The organism is Acerihabitans sp. TG2, assembly GCF_035013185.1.
Taxonomy (GTDB): domain Bacteria; phylum Pseudomonadota; class Gammaproteobacteria; order Enterobacterales; family Enterobacteriaceae; genus Acerihabitans.
Window position 1 is genome coordinate 201,583 of record NZ_JAYGJO010000006.1, and the last position, 19,706, is coordinate 221,288.

Annotated in this window: 17 protein-coding genes; 10 read left to right on the forward strand and 7 right to left on the reverse strand. The window is 48.9% G+C overall.

What is annotated here, in order from left to right; translation table 11 throughout:
* Nucleotides 1-80 precede the first annotated feature (80 nt).
* Both SJI19_RS08015 and ftsP read left to right on the forward strand, forming a co-directional pair.
* On the forward strand, nt 81-821 hold the full coding sequence (locus SJI19_RS08015) for a 1-acylglycerol-3-phosphate O-acyltransferase (RefSeq protein ID WP_323477727.1): 741 nt from the start codon (nt 81-83) through the stop codon (nt 819-821).
* A gap of 71 nt (nt 822-892) precedes the next feature.
* Nucleotides 893-2,302 (forward strand): cell division protein FtsP, encoded by a 1,410-nt coding sequence (gene ftsP / locus SJI19_RS08020; protein WP_323477728.1) that lies wholly within the window; start codon nt 893-895, stop codon nt 2,300-2,302.
* Between the two features lie 53 nt (nt 2,303-2,355).
* Here the strand turns inward: ftsP and dkgA are convergent, their stop codons facing one another.
* From dkgA to metC, 3 genes are all read right to left on the reverse strand, one after another.
* Nucleotides 2,356-3,186, reverse strand: a complete 831-nt coding sequence (gene dkgA / locus SJI19_RS08025; protein ID WP_323477771.1) for a 2,5-didehydrogluconate reductase DkgA — start codon at nt 3,184-3,186, stop codon at nt 2,356-2,358.
* A gap of 125 nt (nt 3,187-3,311) precedes the next feature.
* Nucleotides 3,312-3,977: a DedA family protein gene (locus SJI19_RS08030; protein WP_323477729.1), complete on the reverse strand. Its 666-nt coding sequence runs from the start codon at nt 3,975-3,977 to the stop codon at nt 3,312-3,314.
* A 179-nt stretch (nt 3,978-4,156) separates the two neighbouring features.
* The gene (metC, locus tag SJI19_RS08035) at nt 4,157-5,359 is read right to left on the reverse strand and encodes a cystathionine beta-lyase (RefSeq protein WP_323477730.1); all 1,203 of its coding nucleotides are present in this window, start codon (nt 5,357-5,359) and stop codon (nt 4,157-4,159) included.
* Nucleotides 5,360-5,640: 281 nt separating this feature from the next.
* On the opposite strand from metC, the gene exbB reads away from it, so the two are divergent.
* Both exbB and exbD read left to right on the forward strand, forming a co-directional pair.
* Nucleotides 5,641-6,606, forward strand: a complete 966-nt coding sequence (exbB, locus tag SJI19_RS08040) for a tol-pal system-associated acyl-CoA thioesterase (protein WP_416347522.1) — start codon at nt 5,641-5,643, stop codon at nt 6,604-6,606.
* Between the two features lie 3 nt (nt 6,607-6,609).
* Complete coding sequence (gene exbD / locus SJI19_RS08045) at nt 6,610-7,038, forward strand: TonB system transport protein ExbD (protein WP_323477732.1); 429 nt, start codon at nt 6,610-6,612, stop codon at nt 7,036-7,038.
* Nucleotides 7,039-7,165: 127 nt separating this feature from the next.
* Here the strand turns inward: exbD and SJI19_RS08050 are convergent, their stop codons facing one another.
* Nucleotides 7,166-8,065: an SDR family oxidoreductase gene (locus SJI19_RS08050; RefSeq protein ID WP_323477772.1), complete on the reverse strand. Its 900-nt coding sequence runs from the start codon at nt 8,063-8,065 to the stop codon at nt 7,166-7,168.
* 222 nt (nt 8,066-8,287) lie between these two features.
* A complete protein-coding gene (locus SJI19_RS08055; RefSeq protein ID WP_323477733.1) occupies nt 8,288-8,998 on the reverse strand; it encodes a carbapenam-3-carboxylate synthase domain-containing protein in 711 nt (236 codons plus the stop codon).
* A 217-nt stretch (nt 8,999-9,215) separates the two neighbouring features.
* Between SJI19_RS08055 and SJI19_RS08060 the strand changes: the two genes are divergently transcribed.
* Nucleotides 9,216-9,845 (forward strand): acyl-homoserine-lactone synthase, encoded by a 630-nt coding sequence (locus tag SJI19_RS08060; protein WP_323477734.1) that lies wholly within the window; start codon nt 9,216-9,218, stop codon nt 9,843-9,845.
* Between the two features lie 210 nt (nt 9,846-10,055).
* Here SJI19_RS08060 and SJI19_RS08065 read toward each other — a convergent pair whose 3' ends face one another.
* Entirely contained in the window at nt 10,056-10,790 is a 735-nt protein-coding gene (locus tag SJI19_RS08065; protein ID WP_323477735.1) for a LuxR family transcriptional regulator, read from the reverse strand.
* A gap of 632 nt (nt 10,791-11,422) precedes the next feature.
* Here SJI19_RS08065 and SJI19_RS08070 point away from each other — a divergent pair.
* Complete coding sequence (locus SJI19_RS08070; RefSeq protein ID WP_323477736.1) at nt 11,423-12,982, forward strand: EAL domain-containing protein; 1,560 nt, start codon at nt 11,423-11,425, stop codon at nt 12,980-12,982.
* A gap of 711 nt (nt 12,983-13,693) precedes the next feature.
* Nucleotides 13,694-14,584 (forward strand): alpha/beta hydrolase, encoded by an 891-nt coding sequence (locus SJI19_RS08075; protein WP_323477737.1) that lies wholly within the window; start codon nt 13,694-13,696, stop codon nt 14,582-14,584.
* Between the two features lie 287 nt (nt 14,585-14,871).
* Here SJI19_RS08075 and SJI19_RS08080 read toward each other — a convergent pair whose 3' ends face one another.
* Nucleotides 14,872-15,168, reverse strand: coding sequence for a putative quinol monooxygenase (locus tag SJI19_RS08080; protein WP_323477738.1), 297 nt, complete (start codon nt 15,166-15,168; stop codon nt 14,872-14,874).
* A gap of 280 nt (nt 15,169-15,448) precedes the next feature.
* On the opposite strand from SJI19_RS08080, the gene thrP reads away from it, so the two are divergent.
* The 3 genes from thrP (at nt 15,449) to SJI19_RS08095 (ending at nt 19,391) form a co-directional block, all read left to right on the forward strand.
* Nucleotides 15,449-16,855, forward strand: a complete 1,407-nt coding sequence (gene thrP, locus SJI19_RS08085) for a bifunctional threonine/serine APC transporter ThrP (RefSeq protein WP_323477739.1) — start codon at nt 15,449-15,451, stop codon at nt 16,853-16,855.
* A 628-nt stretch (nt 16,856-17,483) separates the two neighbouring features.
* Entirely contained in the window at nt 17,484-18,476 is a 993-nt protein-coding gene (gene dgcN / locus SJI19_RS08090) for an N-acetyltransferase DgcN (protein ID WP_323477740.1), read from the forward strand.
* Nucleotides 18,477-18,530: 54 nt separating this feature from the next.
* The gene (locus SJI19_RS08095; RefSeq protein ID WP_323477741.1) at nt 18,531-19,391 is read left to right on the forward strand and encodes a D-amino-acid transaminase; all 861 of its coding nucleotides are present in this window, start codon (nt 18,531-18,533) and stop codon (nt 19,389-19,391) included.
* Nucleotides 19,392-19,706 lie beyond the last annotated feature (315 nt).

Below are 19,706 nucleotides of genomic sequence, written 5' to 3' on the forward strand. Positions count from 1 at the left end.
TATCTTGGCGCGTCGGGAATAACCGTGTGTTTTGTTATTAAGCCGTTATACTGGCGGCGGCTGAGGGTTAAGAGGTTATTATGTTAGCGATAATTCGTGCCATTGTGGTGGTGCTGCTTTCTATTTGTATCTGCGTATTTGGTTTGATTTATTGTCTTTTCAGCCCCAGGAATCCCCGCCATGTCGCCACCTTTGGCCGTATGTTTGGCCGTATGGCCCCGCTGCTGGGTCTAAAAGTGGAACTGCGCTATCCCTCGGCGCGGGTGACTCGGCAAAACTGTATTTATATTGCCAATCATCAAAATAATTATGACATGGTCACTGCGGCGAGTATGGTGCAGCCACGCACGGTCACCGTAGGGAAAAAAAGCCTGTTATGGATACCTTTTTTTGGCCAACTTTACTGGCTGACAGGCAACCTGCTGATTGACCGGGAAAACCGCTCGCGTGCCCATGGCACTATCTCTGCCATCGTCGAGCACATCAAAAAGAAAAATATTTCCATCTGGATGTTCCCTGAAGGCACACGAAGCCGTGGCCGCGGTCTGTTGCCGTTTAAAATGGGGGCGTTTTATGCCGCCATCGCCGCAGGTGTACCCGTGGTGCCGATTTGCGTGTCCAACACCTCCAACAAAATTAAGCTCAACCGTTGGTCAAATGGCTTGGTCATCGTGGAAGTGTTGCCGCCGGTGGATACCTCGCCTTATAGCCGTGATCGAGTACGTGATCTGGCGGAGCATTGCCGTACCCTAATGGTGGCCAGACTGGCAGAGCTGGATGCGGAAGTGGCCAAGCGTGAGGGTGATGCAAGCCGGGCTTGAACCGTCGTGCCTGCGCTACGGTAAACGGGCGTTAGGCCGTGTCGGATTTTTAGGTATTTTACGGAGCAGATATGTCTCTCAGTCGACGTCAGTTTATTCAGGCATCGGGCATTGCGTTATGCGCCGGTACCATACCACTGAGGGCTCGGGCTAACGGGCAACCCACCGCGTTACCCATTCCACCGCTACTGGAATCACGTCGTGGTCAACCGCTGTTCCTTACCCTGCAACGGGCGCACTGGGAGTTTGTGCCCGGCCGACGCGCAGCCACCTGGGGAATTAACGGCGGTTATCTTGGCCCAACGGTACGGGTCTACAACGGTGATGACGTTAAGCTAATCTATAACAACCGACTCAACGAACCGGTATCCATGACCGTTAGCGGCCTGCAGGTGCCCGGAACGCTAATGGGTGGCGCGGCGCGTTTGATGTCAGCCAATGTGGATTGGTCTCCGGTGATCCCGATTCGTCAGCCTGCTGCGACGTGCTGGTATCACGCCAATACGCCCAACCGCATGGCACCCCATATTTATAATGGTCTGGCGGGGATGTGGCTGGTGGAGGATGAGGTGAGCAAAAACACCCCTCTGCCCAACCACTACGGAGTGGATGATTTTCCCGTGATTATCCAGGATAAACGATTGGATAATTTTGGTACGCCGATTTATAACCCGCCGGCCAATGGTGGGTTTATTGGTGATATCTTGTTGACCAACGGGGCACAGAGCCCGTATGTGAAAGTGGCGCGTGGTTGGGTACGCTTGCGACTGCTTAACGCGTCAAATGCCCGTCGTTATCAACTGCAATTGAGTGATGGACGAAGAATGCAGGTGGTTGCTGGCGATCAGGGTTTTTTACCGGCTCCGGTTCCCGTTAACCAACTGTCCCTGGCACCCGGCGAGCGGCGAGATATTCTGATTGATATGTCCCAAGGCGAGGAAGTCGACATTACTGCCGGCGTGGCCGCCGGGATTATGGATCGGGTGCGCGGTTTTTTTGAGCCCTCCACCATACTGATTTCAACCATAGTATTAACCCTGAAACCTACCGGACTGCTGTCGCTGGTCACTGATAATCTGCCGATGCGTCTGCTGCCGGATCAGTTTATCGACGGCAATATCCGTCGCACGCGCGAGTTTCGTCTTGGCAGTCAGCCGGAGATCAACGGTGCAACGTGGAGTATGAACCGTACGGATTTCGAAGCACAACAGGGCAGCTTTGAACGCTGGATGGTGCGAGCCGACACACCACAAGCATTTCATATTCAGGGGGTTGCGTTTTTGATTAAGCGCGTTAACGGCAATATGCCGCAACTAGAAGATCAGGGATGGAAGGATACGGTATGGGTGGATACCGAGGTGGAACTGATGGTCTGGTTTCCACAGTTGGCGAGCGACCACTTCCCGTTCCTCTATTATAGCCAGACGCTGGAAATGGCCGATCGCGGCGCTACCGGCCAGTTCACCGTCCGCGCCAGCTAAAGGATACCGGGGGCATCATGCCCAAGCGCGCTCAGCCAACGTGGAGCGAGGTTTTAGACTTTATTAAAGCTATCCGGGTCAGGACCAAGACGTTGGCCTTTATCCAGTGTGGCGATAGAATCGAGTTCGTGAGGTTGCAGTTGGAAGTCCAGTACCGCGAAATTCTCTTTAATCCGCGACGGCGTCACTGATTTCGGGATCACCACCAAACCGGAGTCGAGGTGCCAACGAATAACAATCTGCGCCGGGCTCTTGCCATATTTTTCCGCTAAGCTGCGTATCACGTCCTGATTAAACACCCCGTCGCCACCCTGAGCCAGCGGACTCCAGGATTCGGTCTGGATATTATGCTGGGCGTTCCATTGGCGCATTGCGCGCTGTTGCAACAGCGGATGCAGTTCAATCTGGTTGATGGCAGGCGTGACGCCGGTTTCATCCAGTAGTCGCTGCAGATGCGGAGCATTAAAATTACAAACGCCAATACTTTTGGCCAGCCCTTCTTCCTTTAACTTGATCATATCGCGCCAAGCCTGGACGTAAGTATCCTGTGAAGGAACCGGCCAGTGCATCAAATAAAGATCGACATACTCCAACCGTAATTTCTGTAAACTTTCCTTCAGGGCCTTAGGCGCCATGGTCTGGTCGGAATTCCACAATTTAGTGGTGATAAACAGATCCTGACGCGCAATATCGGTCTGCAGCAGCGCCTCGCCTACGCCGGTTTCATTCTTATAGATGGCGGCGGTATCAATGGAACGGTAGCCGTCGTTAAGCGCTTCACGGACGGCAGTCAGAACATCCTCGTTGCTGGCCTGCCACACGCCAAGGCCCAATTGTGGCATGCGGTGTCCATCGTTAAGCATTACGAAAGGTTGCGTTGTCATCATATCTCCTCTATATACATACGCCAGCCGCTACCGGCAGGCGTCAACTCTACAGCGACTAGTATAATAGACGCAGGGAAAGCGATTGATGAAAAGTGCGCATTGCGATCTCGGTAACGGGGCGTTTAGGTCGCATTCTTGATTTTACGCCGGCGAAAAAACAACAGCAGGGTGCCCAATAGACCACTACACAGTAGCACCAACGGCAATATCATCAGGATCATCATCACTTGATTTTCATGATGTTTTATCAGCGGCACATGGCTGATGGAAAACCCCAAAGTGAGTAATGTGCCGACCCAGATCAGCGCACTTGACCAATTAAACAATTGAAAGCGGGTGTTACTTAACCCGGCAATACCGGCCATGGTCGGTAGCAGGGTTCGGACAAACGCCAAGAAACGACCCACCAGCAGCGCCATCAAACCATGACGGTCAAACATCGAATAGGCTCGTTGGTGGTAATGGGCAGGGAGATGCAACAGCCACCCCCTAACAATACGGGTATCTCCCAGCCAACGCCCCTGCAAATAGCTGAACCAACAGCCTAGGCTGGCGGCTACCGTGAGGATCACTAACGTGGGGAAAAATGCCATTACGCCTTTGGCGATCATGGCACCCGACAGCAGCAGCAGGCTGTCGCCTGGTAAAAAAGCGGCAGGCAACAACCCATTTTCCAAGAACAGTGTAATAAACATCACACAATAAACGATCCAAATTACCCGCGGATTAGCCAACGCGGCAAAATCTTGTTGCCAAAATGCGCTGATAATCTCATGTAATACGCTCATTTAAACCTGCTTCTCTTATTTTGTTGACAGCGTAACGCCAAAAAGGGCTGTTGTCCTCGATCGCTGACGCAATTAAACACTATATACCCGTCATACGTAAGGTTGCCGATGTGTCGCCGCCTTGCTGCAACTCGAATGATTCAGAGCATAGTGTATGATGCTGGCCTGATGTGTCCTGATCAGCTATCAAGGCTTTCATTGATACGCTCGAAACCTGCGGCGAGATCGGCGATCAGATCATCGGTATTTTCCAGGCCGATATGGACTCTCACCAGAGTACCGGTGAAATCCACGCCGCCGGCGGGACGGATTGCCGCGATCTCTTCGGGTTGGTTGGCTAAAATAAGCGATTCAAAACCACCCCAGGAGTAGGCCATGCTGAAATGCTGGAAATTATCCAGGTAATGCTCCAACTGAAACTGGGTGAGTCGTTGCCTTAAAATAAAGGAAAACAATCCGCTGGCACCGATGAAATCACGCACAAAAAATTCATGTCCTTTACTGCCAGGCAGCGCAGGATGGTTCACTACTGCGACCTCAGGACGTTGCGCCAGCCACTCAGCCACCCGCAGTCCGTTTTGCGCATGTTGTTTAAGCCGAACGCCAAGGGTGCGCAGGCCACGAGCGGCCATATACGCGGTATCGGCATCCACCATCTGCCCCATCAGGTAGGATTGCTCGCGTAATTGATCCCAACAGCGGGCGTTGGCTACGGCCGTACCCAACATCGCGTCCGAATGGCCAATAATGTATTTGGTTCCCGCCTGAATCGAAATATCCACACCCAACGCCAGCGCTGGCAGCAGGATCCCCGCAGCCCAAGTATTATCCAACATTATGACAATCTCCGGATTGACTGCGCGCACAGCGTTAACGATCGCCGGGATATCCTGAACTTCCATGGTGATGGATCCGGGAGATTCCAGGAAAACCACTTTGGTATTTTTTTGGATAAGTGCCGCGATCCCTGCGCCAATCAAGGGATCAAACCAGGTGGTGGCAACGTTCAACTTGGCCAGAATATGGCGACAGAAATCCGTGGTGGGTTCATATACCGAACCGGTGACCAAAATGTGATCCCCTGCGCCAACGAAAGACAGGATAGCATTGGTAACGGCTGCGGCACCGCAGGGATAAAGTGCGCAACCGACTCCACCTTCCAGTTCCACCATAGCCTGTTGAAAGGAAAAATGGGTTAGGGTGCCGCGTCGGCCATAGAACAATTCACCGTTGGCCCGCTGAGCGGTGGCCTGCTTTTTCGCGTGTACCGAATCAAAAACTAATGAGGAAGCCCGCTGGATAACCGCATTGACTGAGCCCTGAGTGTATTTTTTATCCCTGCCGGCGGAAATCAATGCTGTTTCTATTTTTTTGTTCGCCATTATTTATGCTATGCCTTTTACTCTATGTATTTGCTGTGACGGTCCTGGGCCAGTTATGCCGGCGGACCATACATGCTACGTTAGCATGAATGCGCGCCGACGACAGGCGTTTTGCTGAGGGTGCAATGATGGGTCATAAAATTGATCCCAGCCGCGATAACGCCATGGGGCGTCGTCTACAGGAGATACAAATAATAATGAGAACCACTATCAATTCGTGTTCTGTTTGTTATCATTCTTCCTGGCTTATTTTCCAGTAAAACATTAGATGGAGGCAAGGCGTGAAGATGGTTGTCTTAAATATTGTTCAGGCCCTATTGTGCCAAGCGCTTGGACGTTTTGTTAATATATCCGCCCTGCTGCGCAGGCTGCTATCGGCACTATTCCTAGTCGCTGGGCTGGTCTTAGTGTCTGGGCTGGCGGGTATTGCTGTCGCCGCACCCGCCACCGTGCCTGTTTTGCCAGGCGATGGCGCGGTGCAAACGCAACTGCCAATGTTGCCCGTTGCTGCAGGTCAACCGCCACTGGCACAAATGGATTTGTCGGTCTTGGGTATGTATCAGCATGCTGATGTGGTGGTGAAAACCGTCATGATAGGTCTGTTAATCGCATCCATCATCACGTGGGCGCTGTTTTTTGGCAAAAGTGCGGAATTATTGTCGGCCAAACGTCGCCTGGGTCGTGAGCTGGCTGCGCTAAAGGATGTTCGTAACCTGGATGAGGCACTGTCAGGTGCGGCGGAATTTCCCGCTGGCAGCGTCGGCGGTTGGTTATTGGCCCAGACGCAGAACGAACTGGCGTTATCCGCCGAGTCGTCGGATAACAATGGCATCAAAGAACGTGCGGCATTTAGGCTGGAACGCAGTGTGGCGGCAACCAGCCGCATGATGGGAAAAGGTAACGGTTTTCTGGCCACTATCGGCGCGATTTCACCGTTTATCGGGCTGTTCGGCACGGTATGGGGCATCATGAATAGTTTTATTGGTATCGCCCAGACGCAGACCACTAACCTGGCGGTGGTGGCCCCCGGCATTGCCGAAGCATTGTTGGCCACGGCTATCGGCCTGTTTGCGGCGATTCCCGCCGTGGTGATTTATAATATTTTTGCGCGGACCATTGCGGGTTACAAAGCCATGGTCGGCGACTATGCAGCTCAGGTGTTACTGCTGCTGAGTCGCGATTTAGATCTTGCTGCCAGCGCCGATAGCCGTTTGGCTCAGGGTGTTGCTAAGTATCGGATAGGCTAACAGATGGCGATGCACTTTAACGAGGATATTGACAGCGACGGCGAAATGCATGACATCAATGTGACGCCGTTTATCGATGTCATGCTGGTATTGCTCATCATTTTTATGGTGGCGGCGCCGCTGGCGACGGTGGATATCCGGGTAGACCTGCCCAACTCCTCCGCACCGGCGCAACCCCGGCCCGATAAGCCGTTATACCTGTCGGTAAAGGGTGACCAGCAGTTATTTATCGGCGCTGAGCCTATTACGTTGCAAACGCTGGCACAGACGCTCAATCAGCAGACCCAAGGCAATAAAGAAACCACCATTTTTTTCCAGGCGGACAAGCATGTAGATTACGAAACCGTTATGTCGGTGATGGATAATTTGCGCAAAGCGGGTTATTTCAAGGTCGGTCTGGTTGGGGTGGAGCACACTGGGCAAAAAAACTAGATGGGCAACGATCTGTTTCGCCAGGCTGAATCAGAGTACTGTTCGGGATGGTGTATTCGGCTTGTCCCGCCATTAACCGTGGCATTCACCTGCCATTGTGGGATACAGACTGGGCGCGCTACGGAGGTTAACCCAAGTGGTTGCCACCGGTAACACCATGGACTTCTGCCGTGACATAACTCGATTCCTGCGAGGCCAGATAGACATAGATCGGCGCCAGCTCTGCTGGCTGTCCGGCACGCCCCAGCGGCGTTTGTGACCCAAACGAGGGTAACGCATCGGTAGGCTGTCCGCCGCAGACCTGCAGTACGGTCCAAATAGGTCCGGGGGCCACGCAATTGACGCGGATACCTTTGGAAGCAACCTGTTTTGCCAGTGCCCGGGTATAGGCCACGATGGCACCTTTGGTGGCCGCGTAATCCAGTAAGGAAGGGCTGGGCTGGTAGGCCTGTATGGAGGAGGTGGTAATGATTGAGGCACCCGCAGGCAAAAAGGGCAACGCGGCCTTGGTCATCCAGAATAAAGAAAAAACATTGGTTTCGAAGGTCTTGCGAAACTGCTCGGTGGTCAACTCGCTGATATCTTCCACTGCGACCTGTATGCCGGCCACCAATGCGAGAATATCGAGCCCGCCCAAATGGTTTACCGCATCTTGTACCACTTTGACGTTTACCGATTCATCGCTTAAATCACCGGGCAGAAGGACAACATTTCGCCCTGCTTCTTTGATAAGTTCAGCCACCTGGTCGGCGTCTTTTTGTTCATCGGGATGATAAGAGAGGGCAATATCCGCACCTTCGCGAGCATAAGCAATGGCCGTCGCGCGTCCAATACCCGAATCCGCGCCCGTGATCAATGCTTTTCGTCCCGTGAGACGCCCACTTCCTCTATATGTTGTCTCGCCACAATCCGGGACCGGTGTCATTTCTGATTGTAATCCCGGCGCGGTCTGGGTCTGCTTGGGGAATTCATCCTGTTGATATTGGGTCACGGGATCACGCATTGTATATTGATCAAAATCGGCCATCATTGTCTCCCTGTATTAAAGACTGACTATACCACAGATAAGCCTAGTCCATTTCCATGATTTGTCTAATAATTATTGTGTTTAATGGTTTGTGTTATTTTAATATTTTTATAAAATATAGAATTTTAATTAAAAATAATATTGTTGAAGTTAATTTATTTATTAATATTAGATAGGATGTCGAGACACAATCATGCTGTGGTATGCCTATAGCCGGCTAGCTTAAAGGGAATGCCGGCCATTATAAAGCGCACTTTTAGCATGATCTTCCATCTTCTCCTCTTTCAACGAAGAATGCTGCGGACAACGAAAACTCTGAATGAACTGCAGATTATTATCTTGCCAGCGGGTAATGGATATACGCCGTCGAGTATTAAAAACCCCCTCAGGGCATTGACACGATGGCGCGCAATCGCCATGTTTTTCGCCTAAGTAAGCATATTTTCTCGAATACCCGCTGGGTAATGGGCCCAACTGGCCAAAACGGTCTACGTGCTGAGCAAGGTTTATTCCCTTTTCGGCACTGTCTTCGTCGGTGCTTCCCGTCGCAGTCATGGCCAGTCGCGAGCTTTCATCCTCGGTCACGAGGGTAAGGTTGCCTTCCGCGTCTTCATAGATAACACAAAAATCGCCCTTTAATAACTCGATGATTTTCATTCCATAACGCCTTATGGCTAAGCAAATAATTTCTTCGCTTACCAAATGGCCGGCGGAAGGATAATGACTAAATAATAAGTAATTTAACAACGGTAGATTGTCAATATGTCCGATGATATGCCAAGATTCATCATCTTGGCTGAAAAATTTATAGGGCGTATTTTCACCAATCAACAAATGACCCTGACGAAGTTCATGCAGCTGGTCATGTGACTGCTTTGAGATGGTTAAAATATTATTCCCTTGATTAAGAATGACACAGAAACGGTTGCTCATACATCCTCTTATTGATATTAATGTGGGAAAAATTTTTACAAAAAACGGTAGTTATAGACAATACACTTTAAATGAAAACACATAAAGCTGACATTAAGTACAGCTATTAACCTAGACTTTAGTATAGGTTGTTTCAGGTTTTTTTAACTGATACCATAAATTGTCTTTGGGTTTTTAAAAACATGATCTTTCAATTAATAATGAATAAAGGTGGTGTATGTTTAATTTAATCAGTGTTAAACATCAAGATATTATCAGTGATAAACTCGATGAATTATATCTATTAAGAAAACAAACATTTAAAGATCGCCTTGATTGGCAGGTCTCCTGCGTCGGTGACCGGGAATTTGATCAATATGACAACGAAAACACTGATTATTTATTAGGCTGTTACGATGGACACATTATTTGTAGCGTTCGTTTTATCAGTATGGATCATCCCAATATGATCACTGGCCCCTTTAAAGCATTTTTCGATTACCACGCGCCTGAGGATAACATGCTACTGGAATCGAGCCGTTTTTTTGTCGATAAAACGCGGGTAAAACAGTTAACGGACACAACACTCCCCTTTTGCCATTTGCTGTTTCTGGGCATGATAAACTATGCTCGAATGCTCAATAAAACCGGGATAATGACGGTATGCAGTAAATCGATGTACACTATTTTGAAACGAAGTGGATGGAATATCGTTGTTGAGAGTATCGGTTCCTCGGAAAAAAAAGAACCGGTTTTTTTATTGAGACTTGGGGTTGATGAAGCCAGTCAGGAAGCCCTTATCAAATATATTCGTCGATATCATTATTGTGAAGGGATCTATCTAAAAAAATGGCCATTGTATCTTTAATAATAACCTCCTGTTTTACATGGCAAAGACATTACTAAGATGTAAAGTCGGTCGGCATGACTCAGTGTGAACTCTATCACTTGGCCACGCAAAACACGCTATTTATGAGATGGATAACTTGATAGGCTTAGCGTGGCACTTTTATTTTATACCTATCCATGTCATAAATTGCGATAGTTCTTTAGTGAATAGCCCTTAGTCAATATTTCCCTAGTCACAAACGAATAACTGCAGGTCAGATGCTTTTTTTATCGCGTGCTTGGCATTAACGACATCGAGTTTAGTGACTACATTGCCAATATGGAATTTTACGGTACTTTCGGTAATACCCATTATCATCGCTATTTCTCCATAGGTTTTTCCTTTACTTGCCCAATGAAGCGCTTCTAACTCTCGCGCAGTGAGTGTTTTTTTAACCGAATGTTCGGCCACCATAAAAGAATGGGAAGAAGTAAAAAAATAACTATTATGTATATATATTAATAGACTTTGTATATTTTTATTATTTTTTTCCAAACATTCATCTAACAAGGTTTGATTATCTTCTTTATAAAAACTCAGCGTGGCCAGATTATCTTTATGATCGTGTAAAGGAAACGTATAACCGCTAATTATATTATATTTTTTTGATATGTCGAAAATATTTTTAACAATTCCTAGGTGATGACATGGTTGGCTGTCCCCCCAACGGAAAGGTGTTATTTTTCTACTGGCGATAGCAAGTACGGGATCATATTTATATAATGCTGTATTAATATACCTTTCAACCCATTCTGCGGGATAATTAGAATGAATTATGGGTATTTTTGCATCTTTTTTATTGATAACTGAATAAGCAAAATGTGTGTGTTCAGGTAGGCTTAATTCGCGAAGAATACAGTTGACAACGTCCCCGCTGCTCAGTGTTTCTTCTTTAGGTATTAATAAGGAGGGTAAGGAATACATGTGATGAATATCGCTTGGTTTTTCCGACAACGTTATCGGTGTCGAAATGGTTGAATAGATTTGGCTAGCAAACCATTAAATTTTAAATATTATTGAAATTGATAGTAAATGAAATAACGAAACAGGTCAACGATAATATTACTCATCTAGATCGAATATCATTGTTTGAAATTAGTGAGCAAATAATGCTAATCCACCCTATTATTTTGTAGCTGGAATGAGGTAGGAATAAAATTAAATAATTATTATGAAATATACTATACTGTGCTAATGGATTTTTCGCGGAAGGGGGCGACACGCGAGAGACTTTTGTGTTTCACTTGATCGATGACTCAGGTGAATGAGCGTAGTGATAACCTCAGCAGCGCTCCGAGCTGCGTGAACGGGATCACCCATAGGTTTCACGCTGCAGTTAGGCGGCAAAAGGGTGAGTCCGGCGCGACTCAGGTCAGGGATTCGCGCCAACTCGCGTAACCAACGTGCCTGCAACGTGGATTATGACGGGTATAGCAGGTGTAAAATATATACCAACGGGTATAGCAGGTGTAAAATATATACCATAGGAATAGCGTATCCAGATGAATAGGCTATTTTCTCCGCCCGAGCCAAGGGTTATGAGTAGGGAACCTAACATGCCCACCGCTATGAAAAATAAAATCCGCGCCTTCGTTGCCGAAAAACATCGCGTGATATTCTGGGTGGTCATTCCATTATGTTTTTTTGTTTTTTCTTTTTGTATCATCGGCCTTTTTGCACAACACATGTTGAAAAACCGTGCCTGGCATGAAGTTGACAATACCATTGGCGTTATTGACAGCGTATTAAACGATGCCAATGATACCGCGTCTCAGGCATTGACGTTGCTGGGGCGACCCTGCGATACGGTTGTTGAAAAGCTACGGGTCATGGGCATGCAGCACTCGCTGGTGCGTACGGTGGACCTCCTTCACCAGAGGCGTGTGTATTGCGCACCCATACCGTCATTGCAAAACATCGAGATAATCAATCTCCCGGTATCGGACTCAGAGCAGGCGGCCGATATAGAATTTCGTTCAGGAACCTCGCTGTTTTTCGGTCAAACGGTACTGGTCCTACATAAACCTCAGGGCGAGAACGGCGTGGCGGTGGTGATTGATATGCGTTATATGCTCCATCTGCTCAATATGATCGACACTGATAATAATACTAGCATGACAATAAAAGATTTATATCTGACGTCGGACGGTAAACTGCTTCCCTTGTCCTCGATGGCAAAAGGTTTTATCTCGGTGAAACGCAGTTCTGCGACCTTTCCCTACCAAATCCATATCAGCATCTCTTTTCAACATTATCTTCAGTATCTGATCAATACCTATGGACTGGTCATGATCCTATCGGTGATCGTTTGTGTCGTCATGTCATTGCTGATTCGTAAATGGCTTAAGGTGGCGAGCTCGATTCGATCCAATATGGCGCAGGGGCTAAAGCGCAACGAATTCGAACCTTACTTTCAACCGGTGATGGATGCCGCGAGCAATACCTGTATCGGCGTGGAAATCTTGACGCGCTGGCAGCATCCTGCCGACGGGGTGGTTTCACCGGATGTCTTTATTCCTTTGGCCGAGGAGTCTGGGCTTATCATCCCCCTGACCAAGCAACTGATGCAGCGGGTGGCATTTGTGGTGGCCAATACCCCGATTCAGCTATTGGATAATTTTTACGTGGCGATCAATATCTCGGCTCAGCATCTTAGCGATCAGCGGATTGTCGGGGACTGCGAAGCGTTTCTCTCCGTGGTGAGAGAGAAGAATATCAAGCTGGTATTGGAGTTGACCGAACGTCAACTCATTGAGATTAACGATACCACCCTTGGCGTACTGGATGCCTTGCAGCTACTGGGAATAGGGATTGCCATTGATGACTTTGGTACCGGTTATTCGGGTCTTTCTTATCTCAGAAAACTGAAAATCGATTTCCTTAAAATCGATCAATCGTTCGTGGCGATGATCGAAGAGGAAACCACCTCGCGGATTATTGTTGATGTGGTGATAGATTTGGCTAATAAACTCAATATGAAATTGATAGCCGAGGGTGTTGAAAATGTGCGTCAACGAGATTATTTGTTGGAAAAACTGGTTGTTTATCAACAAGGCTATTATTTTGCCAGGCCTATGCCGATAAATCAGTTTACCCCCTATTTCGAACAGTTATAGGACACAAACCTGGAACATGACGTTCTCGGTTTCAGGCAGCCTGATTTGTTATCGTGGGTTTCCCAATCATTCGAGGACCGCTATTCGGTAAGGTTAATTCTGGGGGAATATAGGAACAGTAATTTGACAAAACAACATTTTTCATCATTCATTAAATTTGATAAATATGTTATTAATGATAACGTCAAATTATTTGTTGTGAGCATTCTTTCCTTTGCGTTAAGATATCATCACAATAAAATAATGTGCTTGATTAGCTTTATCGCCCGGGTGGCCAAATGTGTTAAACCCTGGGCGATAGGACGGTAAACTAAAAATTTATTAATAATTAAATTTAATTTTTCCCGTTCAACACATTGATTTAAGTGAAAATATCACTCTATACTGTCTTGCTTTTGACCCTATTGTTGAAAATAAATCACTGTTAATTAGATTTTTCTTTAAAAAAAACTCAAGAGGAGTATTTTATGGTTTTAAACACTTTTCTCGTCAGATGAATACCTCAATTATTTAATTTAAAATAAATTAGGCTTCATAATAATAATTACCATGATTATTATATCAGCATAATAAAAACTAGTTTGATTTATAAGCTAACGGTTCCCCCTATGGGTAACAACATTAAACGGTTATTGATGCCGCTTGCCCCGCATGCCGTTTGTATTGCGATATTTAAGCATGCCGTGGGTAGCTTTATAAGGAGAATATACGATGGATACGCAACAACACTATGTAGAAATAACAACGACAACAGGTGAAAACCTCAAGTTATCTGTAAGGATACATCGTGGTTCCGATGAAGTCGCCGAGACTTCCCGTCCGGCAGTCCTGTTATGCCATGGGTTTTGCTGTATCCAGGATGTCCTGCTGCCTGGTTTTGTGCAGCGCTTTGTTGATGCAGGTTATATCGCTGTGACGTTTGATTATCGGGGTTACGGTGACAGTGAGGGTGAAATCGGGCGTATCGTGCCCGAGGAGCAGATTAACGATATCATGGCGGTGTTTGATTGGTGTAAAACACAGCCCTGTATTAACGCCCGCCGCATCGCTTTATGGGGGACCTCCCTTGGCGGTTGTCATGTTGTGGAGGCCGCTGCGCGCCGCGCTGATGTGAAGTGTGTGATCAGTCAGATGGCCTTTGCCAGTGGTGAACAATTGGTCACCGGTGATATGGGTATTGAGGAAAAACAACGTTTCATCGCCACCATGGCACGTATGGCCAGCAAGAAAAAACACTCCAATCAAGAACTGTTTGTGCCTATCGTCAAGGTGATGACCGATGAAGAGTCGCGGGTTTTTTTTGAACAGCAGGAGAAAAAGTTTGACGCCTTGGCGATAAAAATCCCTTATCTGACGGTTTGGGAGACGATGGGCTATCGGCCTGTCAAAGCTGCCGCCAATGTTACCCAACCGACGTTAATGGTGTTTGCGGAACAAGATAAAGTGATAGCGTTGGATTATGGGCTGGCACTTTATCGTGCGATCGGGGCAGAAAAATATTGTCACATCCAGCCTGATGCCCGTCATTATGAAATTTTTGCCGGCGAGCATCTCAATCAGGTGGCCGCGCGGGAAGTTAACTGGCTACGGAAGTATCTCTGAAGGGTCTGGCTATAGGCGAGACAATTCGCGTTGCAGCAAGAGGCGGCGTCAACGCAGTGGCTCATCGGTCTGGAACAGATTCGAACCTGGCCTGTCGCGGCCTTGTTAGGCGCGAGGTCCAGTCGAGTGCCGAGCATTGTAAACGCATCTGCAACGTGATGTATGAGGGGTGTTTATAGGCGGGGCGGGCAGCAAATCACTAAGCGGCCCGCATGCCTATTGACCTGACTTGAGTCATATCCCCACGTGACGGCGCTATTAACACGGCAGTATGAAAAAGGGTAGTCCTAAAACAGTTCTTTAAGAACGGAAACTTCCAGCGGTTTAATCGTCAGATCGGCCAACCCGTCAACCAACGCCTTGAGATGTGGTGCCTTGTTATGCTGGTCTAAAATCTCACTGCTGGCCCAGTGTTCAACAAAAATAAAATGATCGGGGCGTGCCTGGTCCTGATGCAGGTTATATTTCAGGCAACCAGGTTCTTTGCGTGTTGCTTCTATACAGGGTGTGGCCACAGCCTTAATGGTTTCGGCACTGCCTGGTTTGCCTTCGATTACCGCAATAACATGCAAATCGGTCGACATGATATTCTCCAAAATGATTGATGTGATCTCATCATAACGACCTTTCATAAAAAAACACAATACAAGGATCTGCCCGCGATGGCTGAAACTCTGTCAATGCAGCGGCAGTCTATTCGGCGTCGCGTCATGCAGTGACGAACGCTCTGGGATCCGTTTTTCGTTGAGTCATCTCCACGAGAAACATGTTTTGCGACAAAAAATGCGGTAATCTCCTTTGCCTTATAATAATGATTGTTGACCCGTTAAGCGGTAGCCAGCACGTACCAATAGAGGGAAAAGAGTGAAACCAAAGCAGGAGTTACAGCGGGGCCTTAAAGCCCGACACATCGAGCTGATCGCCTTGGGCGGGACTATTGGCGTTGGACTGTTCATGGGCGCGGCCAGTACTCTGCAATGGGCCGGACCGTCGGTATTGCTGGCGTATATTATCGCCGGCCTGTTTGTGTTTTTTATTATGCGCTCAATGGGCGAGATGCTGTATTTAGAGCCGGTTACCGGTTCTTTTGCCGTGTATGCGCATCGGTATATGAGCCCGTTTTACGGTTATCTGACGGCCTGGAGTTACTGGTTTATGTGGATGGCGGTGGGCATTTCGGAAATCACCGCCATCGGGTTGTATGTCCAGTATTGGTTTCCCGAACTGCCCCAATGGATCCCAGCGTTGGCCGCCGTGGGGCTGGTGGCTCTGGCCAACCTGGCCGCAGTCCGCCTGTACGGTGAAATCGAGTTTTGGTTTGCCATGATTAAAATCACCACTATCGTCGTGATGATCGTCGTTGGGCTGGGCATTATATTCTTTGGCATCGGCAACCACGGCCATGCGGTTGGCTTGGGCAATCTGACCGCCCATGGCGGATTTTTTGCCGGCGGCTGGCGGGGGTTGTTGTTTTCCTTATGCATTGTGGTTGCGTCCTACCAAGGGGTTGAACTGGTCGGTATCACCGCTGGCGAGGCGAAAAATCCGCAGGTCACCCTGAGGCGTGCTGTAAGCAATATTTTATGGCGTATTCTGATTTTTTACGTGGGTGCGATTTTTGTTATCGTTACCCTCTTCCCCTGGAACCAAATCGACCACGGTGGCAGCCCGTTTGTGCTGACTTTCGCTAAAATCGGTATTACGGCGGCGGCTGGCATCATTAATTTTGTCATTTTAACCGCCGCCCTTTCCGGCTGTAACAGCGGCATGTATAGCTGTGGGCGCATGCTGTATGCCCTGGCCAATAACCGTCAGTTACCTGCCGTGGTCGGCCGGGTCTCGCGCAACGGTGTGCCGGCGGTGGGTGTTATGCTATCCATTACGATATTACTGGCGGGCTCTTGTCTTAACTATCTGATTCCCAATCCGCAAAAGGTTTTTGTCTATGTCTATAGCGCCAGCGTCTTACCCGGGATGGTGCCCTGGTTTGTGGTGTTGATTAGCCAACTGCGTTTTAGGCGCGCCCACCGGCAGGCCATGTTGACTCACCCGTTTCGCTCGGTGTGGTTTCCCTGGTCTAACTATTTGACCATGGCGTTTTTAATTTGTGTGCTGGTCGGCATGGCGTTTAGCCCTGAAACCCGCCTGTCGTTATTGGTTGGCGGCGGGTTTTTGCTGCTGGTATCCATGGTCTACCGCCTGCTGGGTTTTAATGGTAGCGCGATAAAAACCGTCAGTGCGGCCCACCCGGTTAAGTCTACGGATGATTAAAAGTTGAACAGCATCACATAACCAGCGGATGTTACCGGCTCGGACTTGTATAACGACGCTGACGGCGGCATTATCATATCTAACACAAGTTGTGTGGTTATTGAGCCGTAAAGACCTAAATCCCTTGTCGCTATTGCTTTCTTGAGCAGTGGCTGACAATGGGTTTAGGTTTTTTTTCGTCGATAAGATGGCATTCCCCTTGCAGCAAATTCAACGGGTTTTGTCTGTTTTTATTCATTTTTCGACCTTTTGGCGCGATAAAACCGGGTAAAGCGGACATCTGTTTACTGTTTATAGTGAATTATTGAAAATAAAACAGTCGTATATATCGTTTTTTGTGCCGTATACCAGCTTATTATGGTGCTTATTGTTAATAATTTATTAAATTTCACCTATATGGAGCATAAAAGCAGTGTTAATGCCTGAGAATGGTGCGTTGCGTTTTTCCTCCTGGGTGATATCTATGATCTATATTGAAAAAATATAATTTAACTATTTGTTTTTAATGAATAAAAATGTTTTTAAATGAGTTGGCACAACCTGTGCTTTGATCTCCATATCGCGCCTATCTCCTTATCACGTTGGGTGGTGCGCATCCTTTCTTAAGACTATTAAAGAGGCGTTGATAATGGAAATTCAGAAACCCTACCTGCTGTTCCTGGCGGATGCGCACGATCGGCTGGCAGCAAAAGTTGCTCTCGGCATTCGTCATTGGCATCCCGAGTATTGCGTGGGTCAACTGCGCATGGCCGGCTGTCAGGTGGACTGTGGCCTACCAGACCTGGATATTGCCGCTGCCCGGGCTCACGGTGCCAAGACGTTGGTGGTGGGTGTTGCCAACCGTGGCGGGGTGATTGCCGATAACTGGGTGGCGCTGTTATGTCAGGCGCTGGAAAGTGGCATGGATTTGGCCGCCGGGCTGCATAATCGCTTGGCGGATGTGCCGGAATTGAAGCAAACCGCTGACCGGCTTGGTCGATCACTATTTGACGTGCGTCATACCCGTGTGGCTCTGCCGGTGGCCAATGGTCGCAAGCGCGCCGGTAAACGGCTGTTGCCGGTGGGCACCGATTGTTCCTGCGGCAAAATGTATACTGCGTTGGCGATCGAAAAAGCCATGCTGGCCCGGGGGCTCCCGGCCACGTTTCGCGCTACCGGGCAGACCGGTATTCTCGTGAGCGGGGCGGGTATCAGTATTGACGCGGTGGTGGCGGATTTTATTGCTGGGGCAGTGGAGCTGTTGGCACCGGAAAATGCCCCGGATCACTGGGATGTGATTGAGGGGCAAGGATCGCTGTTTCATCCGTCTTTTTCTGGGGTCACCACGGGCCTTATCCACGGAGCCCAGCCGGATGCGCTGGTATTGTGCCATGAGCCAACCCGCACCGCGATGCGTGGGGTGGATTACCCGCTACCCGATCTGGACGCGTGTATGGCGCTTAATTTGCAGATGGCGCGGCTGACCAACCCCCTGGCGCGTTTTGTCGGTATTTCCATTAATAGTGCCCAACTGGCCGACGCCGCGGCGCTGGACTATATGGCAGAGTTGGAGCACCGGTTCGGCCTGCCGGTGGTCGACCCGTTCCGTCAGGGCGTCGATCGTATTATCGACGGACTTTAGGTGGGTGTGAGCCGCAGTATCATCGAACGTTAACGTTTACGGCAGGGTATGAATATGACCAGAATTGTTTATATTAACGGCGACTTTGTGCCAGAGGATCAGGCGAAAGTCTCCATTTTTGACCGCGGTTTTTTATTCTCCGATGCGGTCTACGAAGTCACTGCGGTGCTCAACGGCAAACTATTGGAAAATGCCGGGCATCTCGCCAGGCTGGCGCGCTCATGCGCCGAACTCACGCTCACTCTTCCGGTTAGCTTAGCGCAGCTCGAAACGATCCAAGAGGGGCTGATCGCCCGTAACCATCTGCGGGAAGGGGCGGTGTATTTGCAATTAAGCCGTGGTTCCACAGGCGATCGCGAATTTGATTTTCCTCCGGCTGGGGTGGCGCCAACGCTGGTTCTGTTTACCCAGGCCCGCGCGGTTATCGCCCATGCCAAGGCATTGAGCGGCATTCGGGTGGTTACCCTGCCTGATATCCGCTGGCGGCGGCGGGATATCAAAGTGGTGGGATTGCTGGCGCCTTGCCTGGCGAAGCAGTACGCCCATGCTCATGGCGCCGACGACGCCTTTTTGGTGGAGGATGGACTGATCACCGAAGGCAGCGCCTGCAACGCTTGGATTGTCACGGCGCAAGGCACACTGGTGACGCGCCCGCTCAGCCAGGACATTTTGCACGGTATCACCCGCCGTTCGCTACTTGAGTTAGCTGAACGTCATGCTATTCCCTTCGAAGAGCGGGCGTTCAGTGTCGAGGAGGCCTATGCGGCCCGCGAGGCGTTTATCAGTTCCGCCACCACCTTTATCTGGCCGGTGGTCGCCATTGACGGCAAGTTGGTGGGCGATGGCTCGCCAGGGCCGATCACCCGGGCGCTGCGTGAAATCTATGTCGCAATGGCACTATCGGCGACGGCATAAACCGCGCGCTCGCCGAGGGTTTCAATCCTTCGCAGCCGGTGAAATAGTCATAATCACTGCGTTAACTGTGATATGTATCGATATTGTTGGTGAAATATACTTCACATGTTACAAAAATCGTATTTACTGTATGTCACCGTCTCTTCCCGCGCGCAGTGTTCACTCGGGAGAGGTCGGCGAAAAGTGCACAATGACGTCTCTCGTTGGTGCAATTATGTCCGGGAATGGTGAAGTTACCCCATTGCTGCACCGAAGTAGTGCGTTAATGCCGGTGCTGTTTAAGAAAGTCAATCTCTAAAAGGTTACTAACTGCAA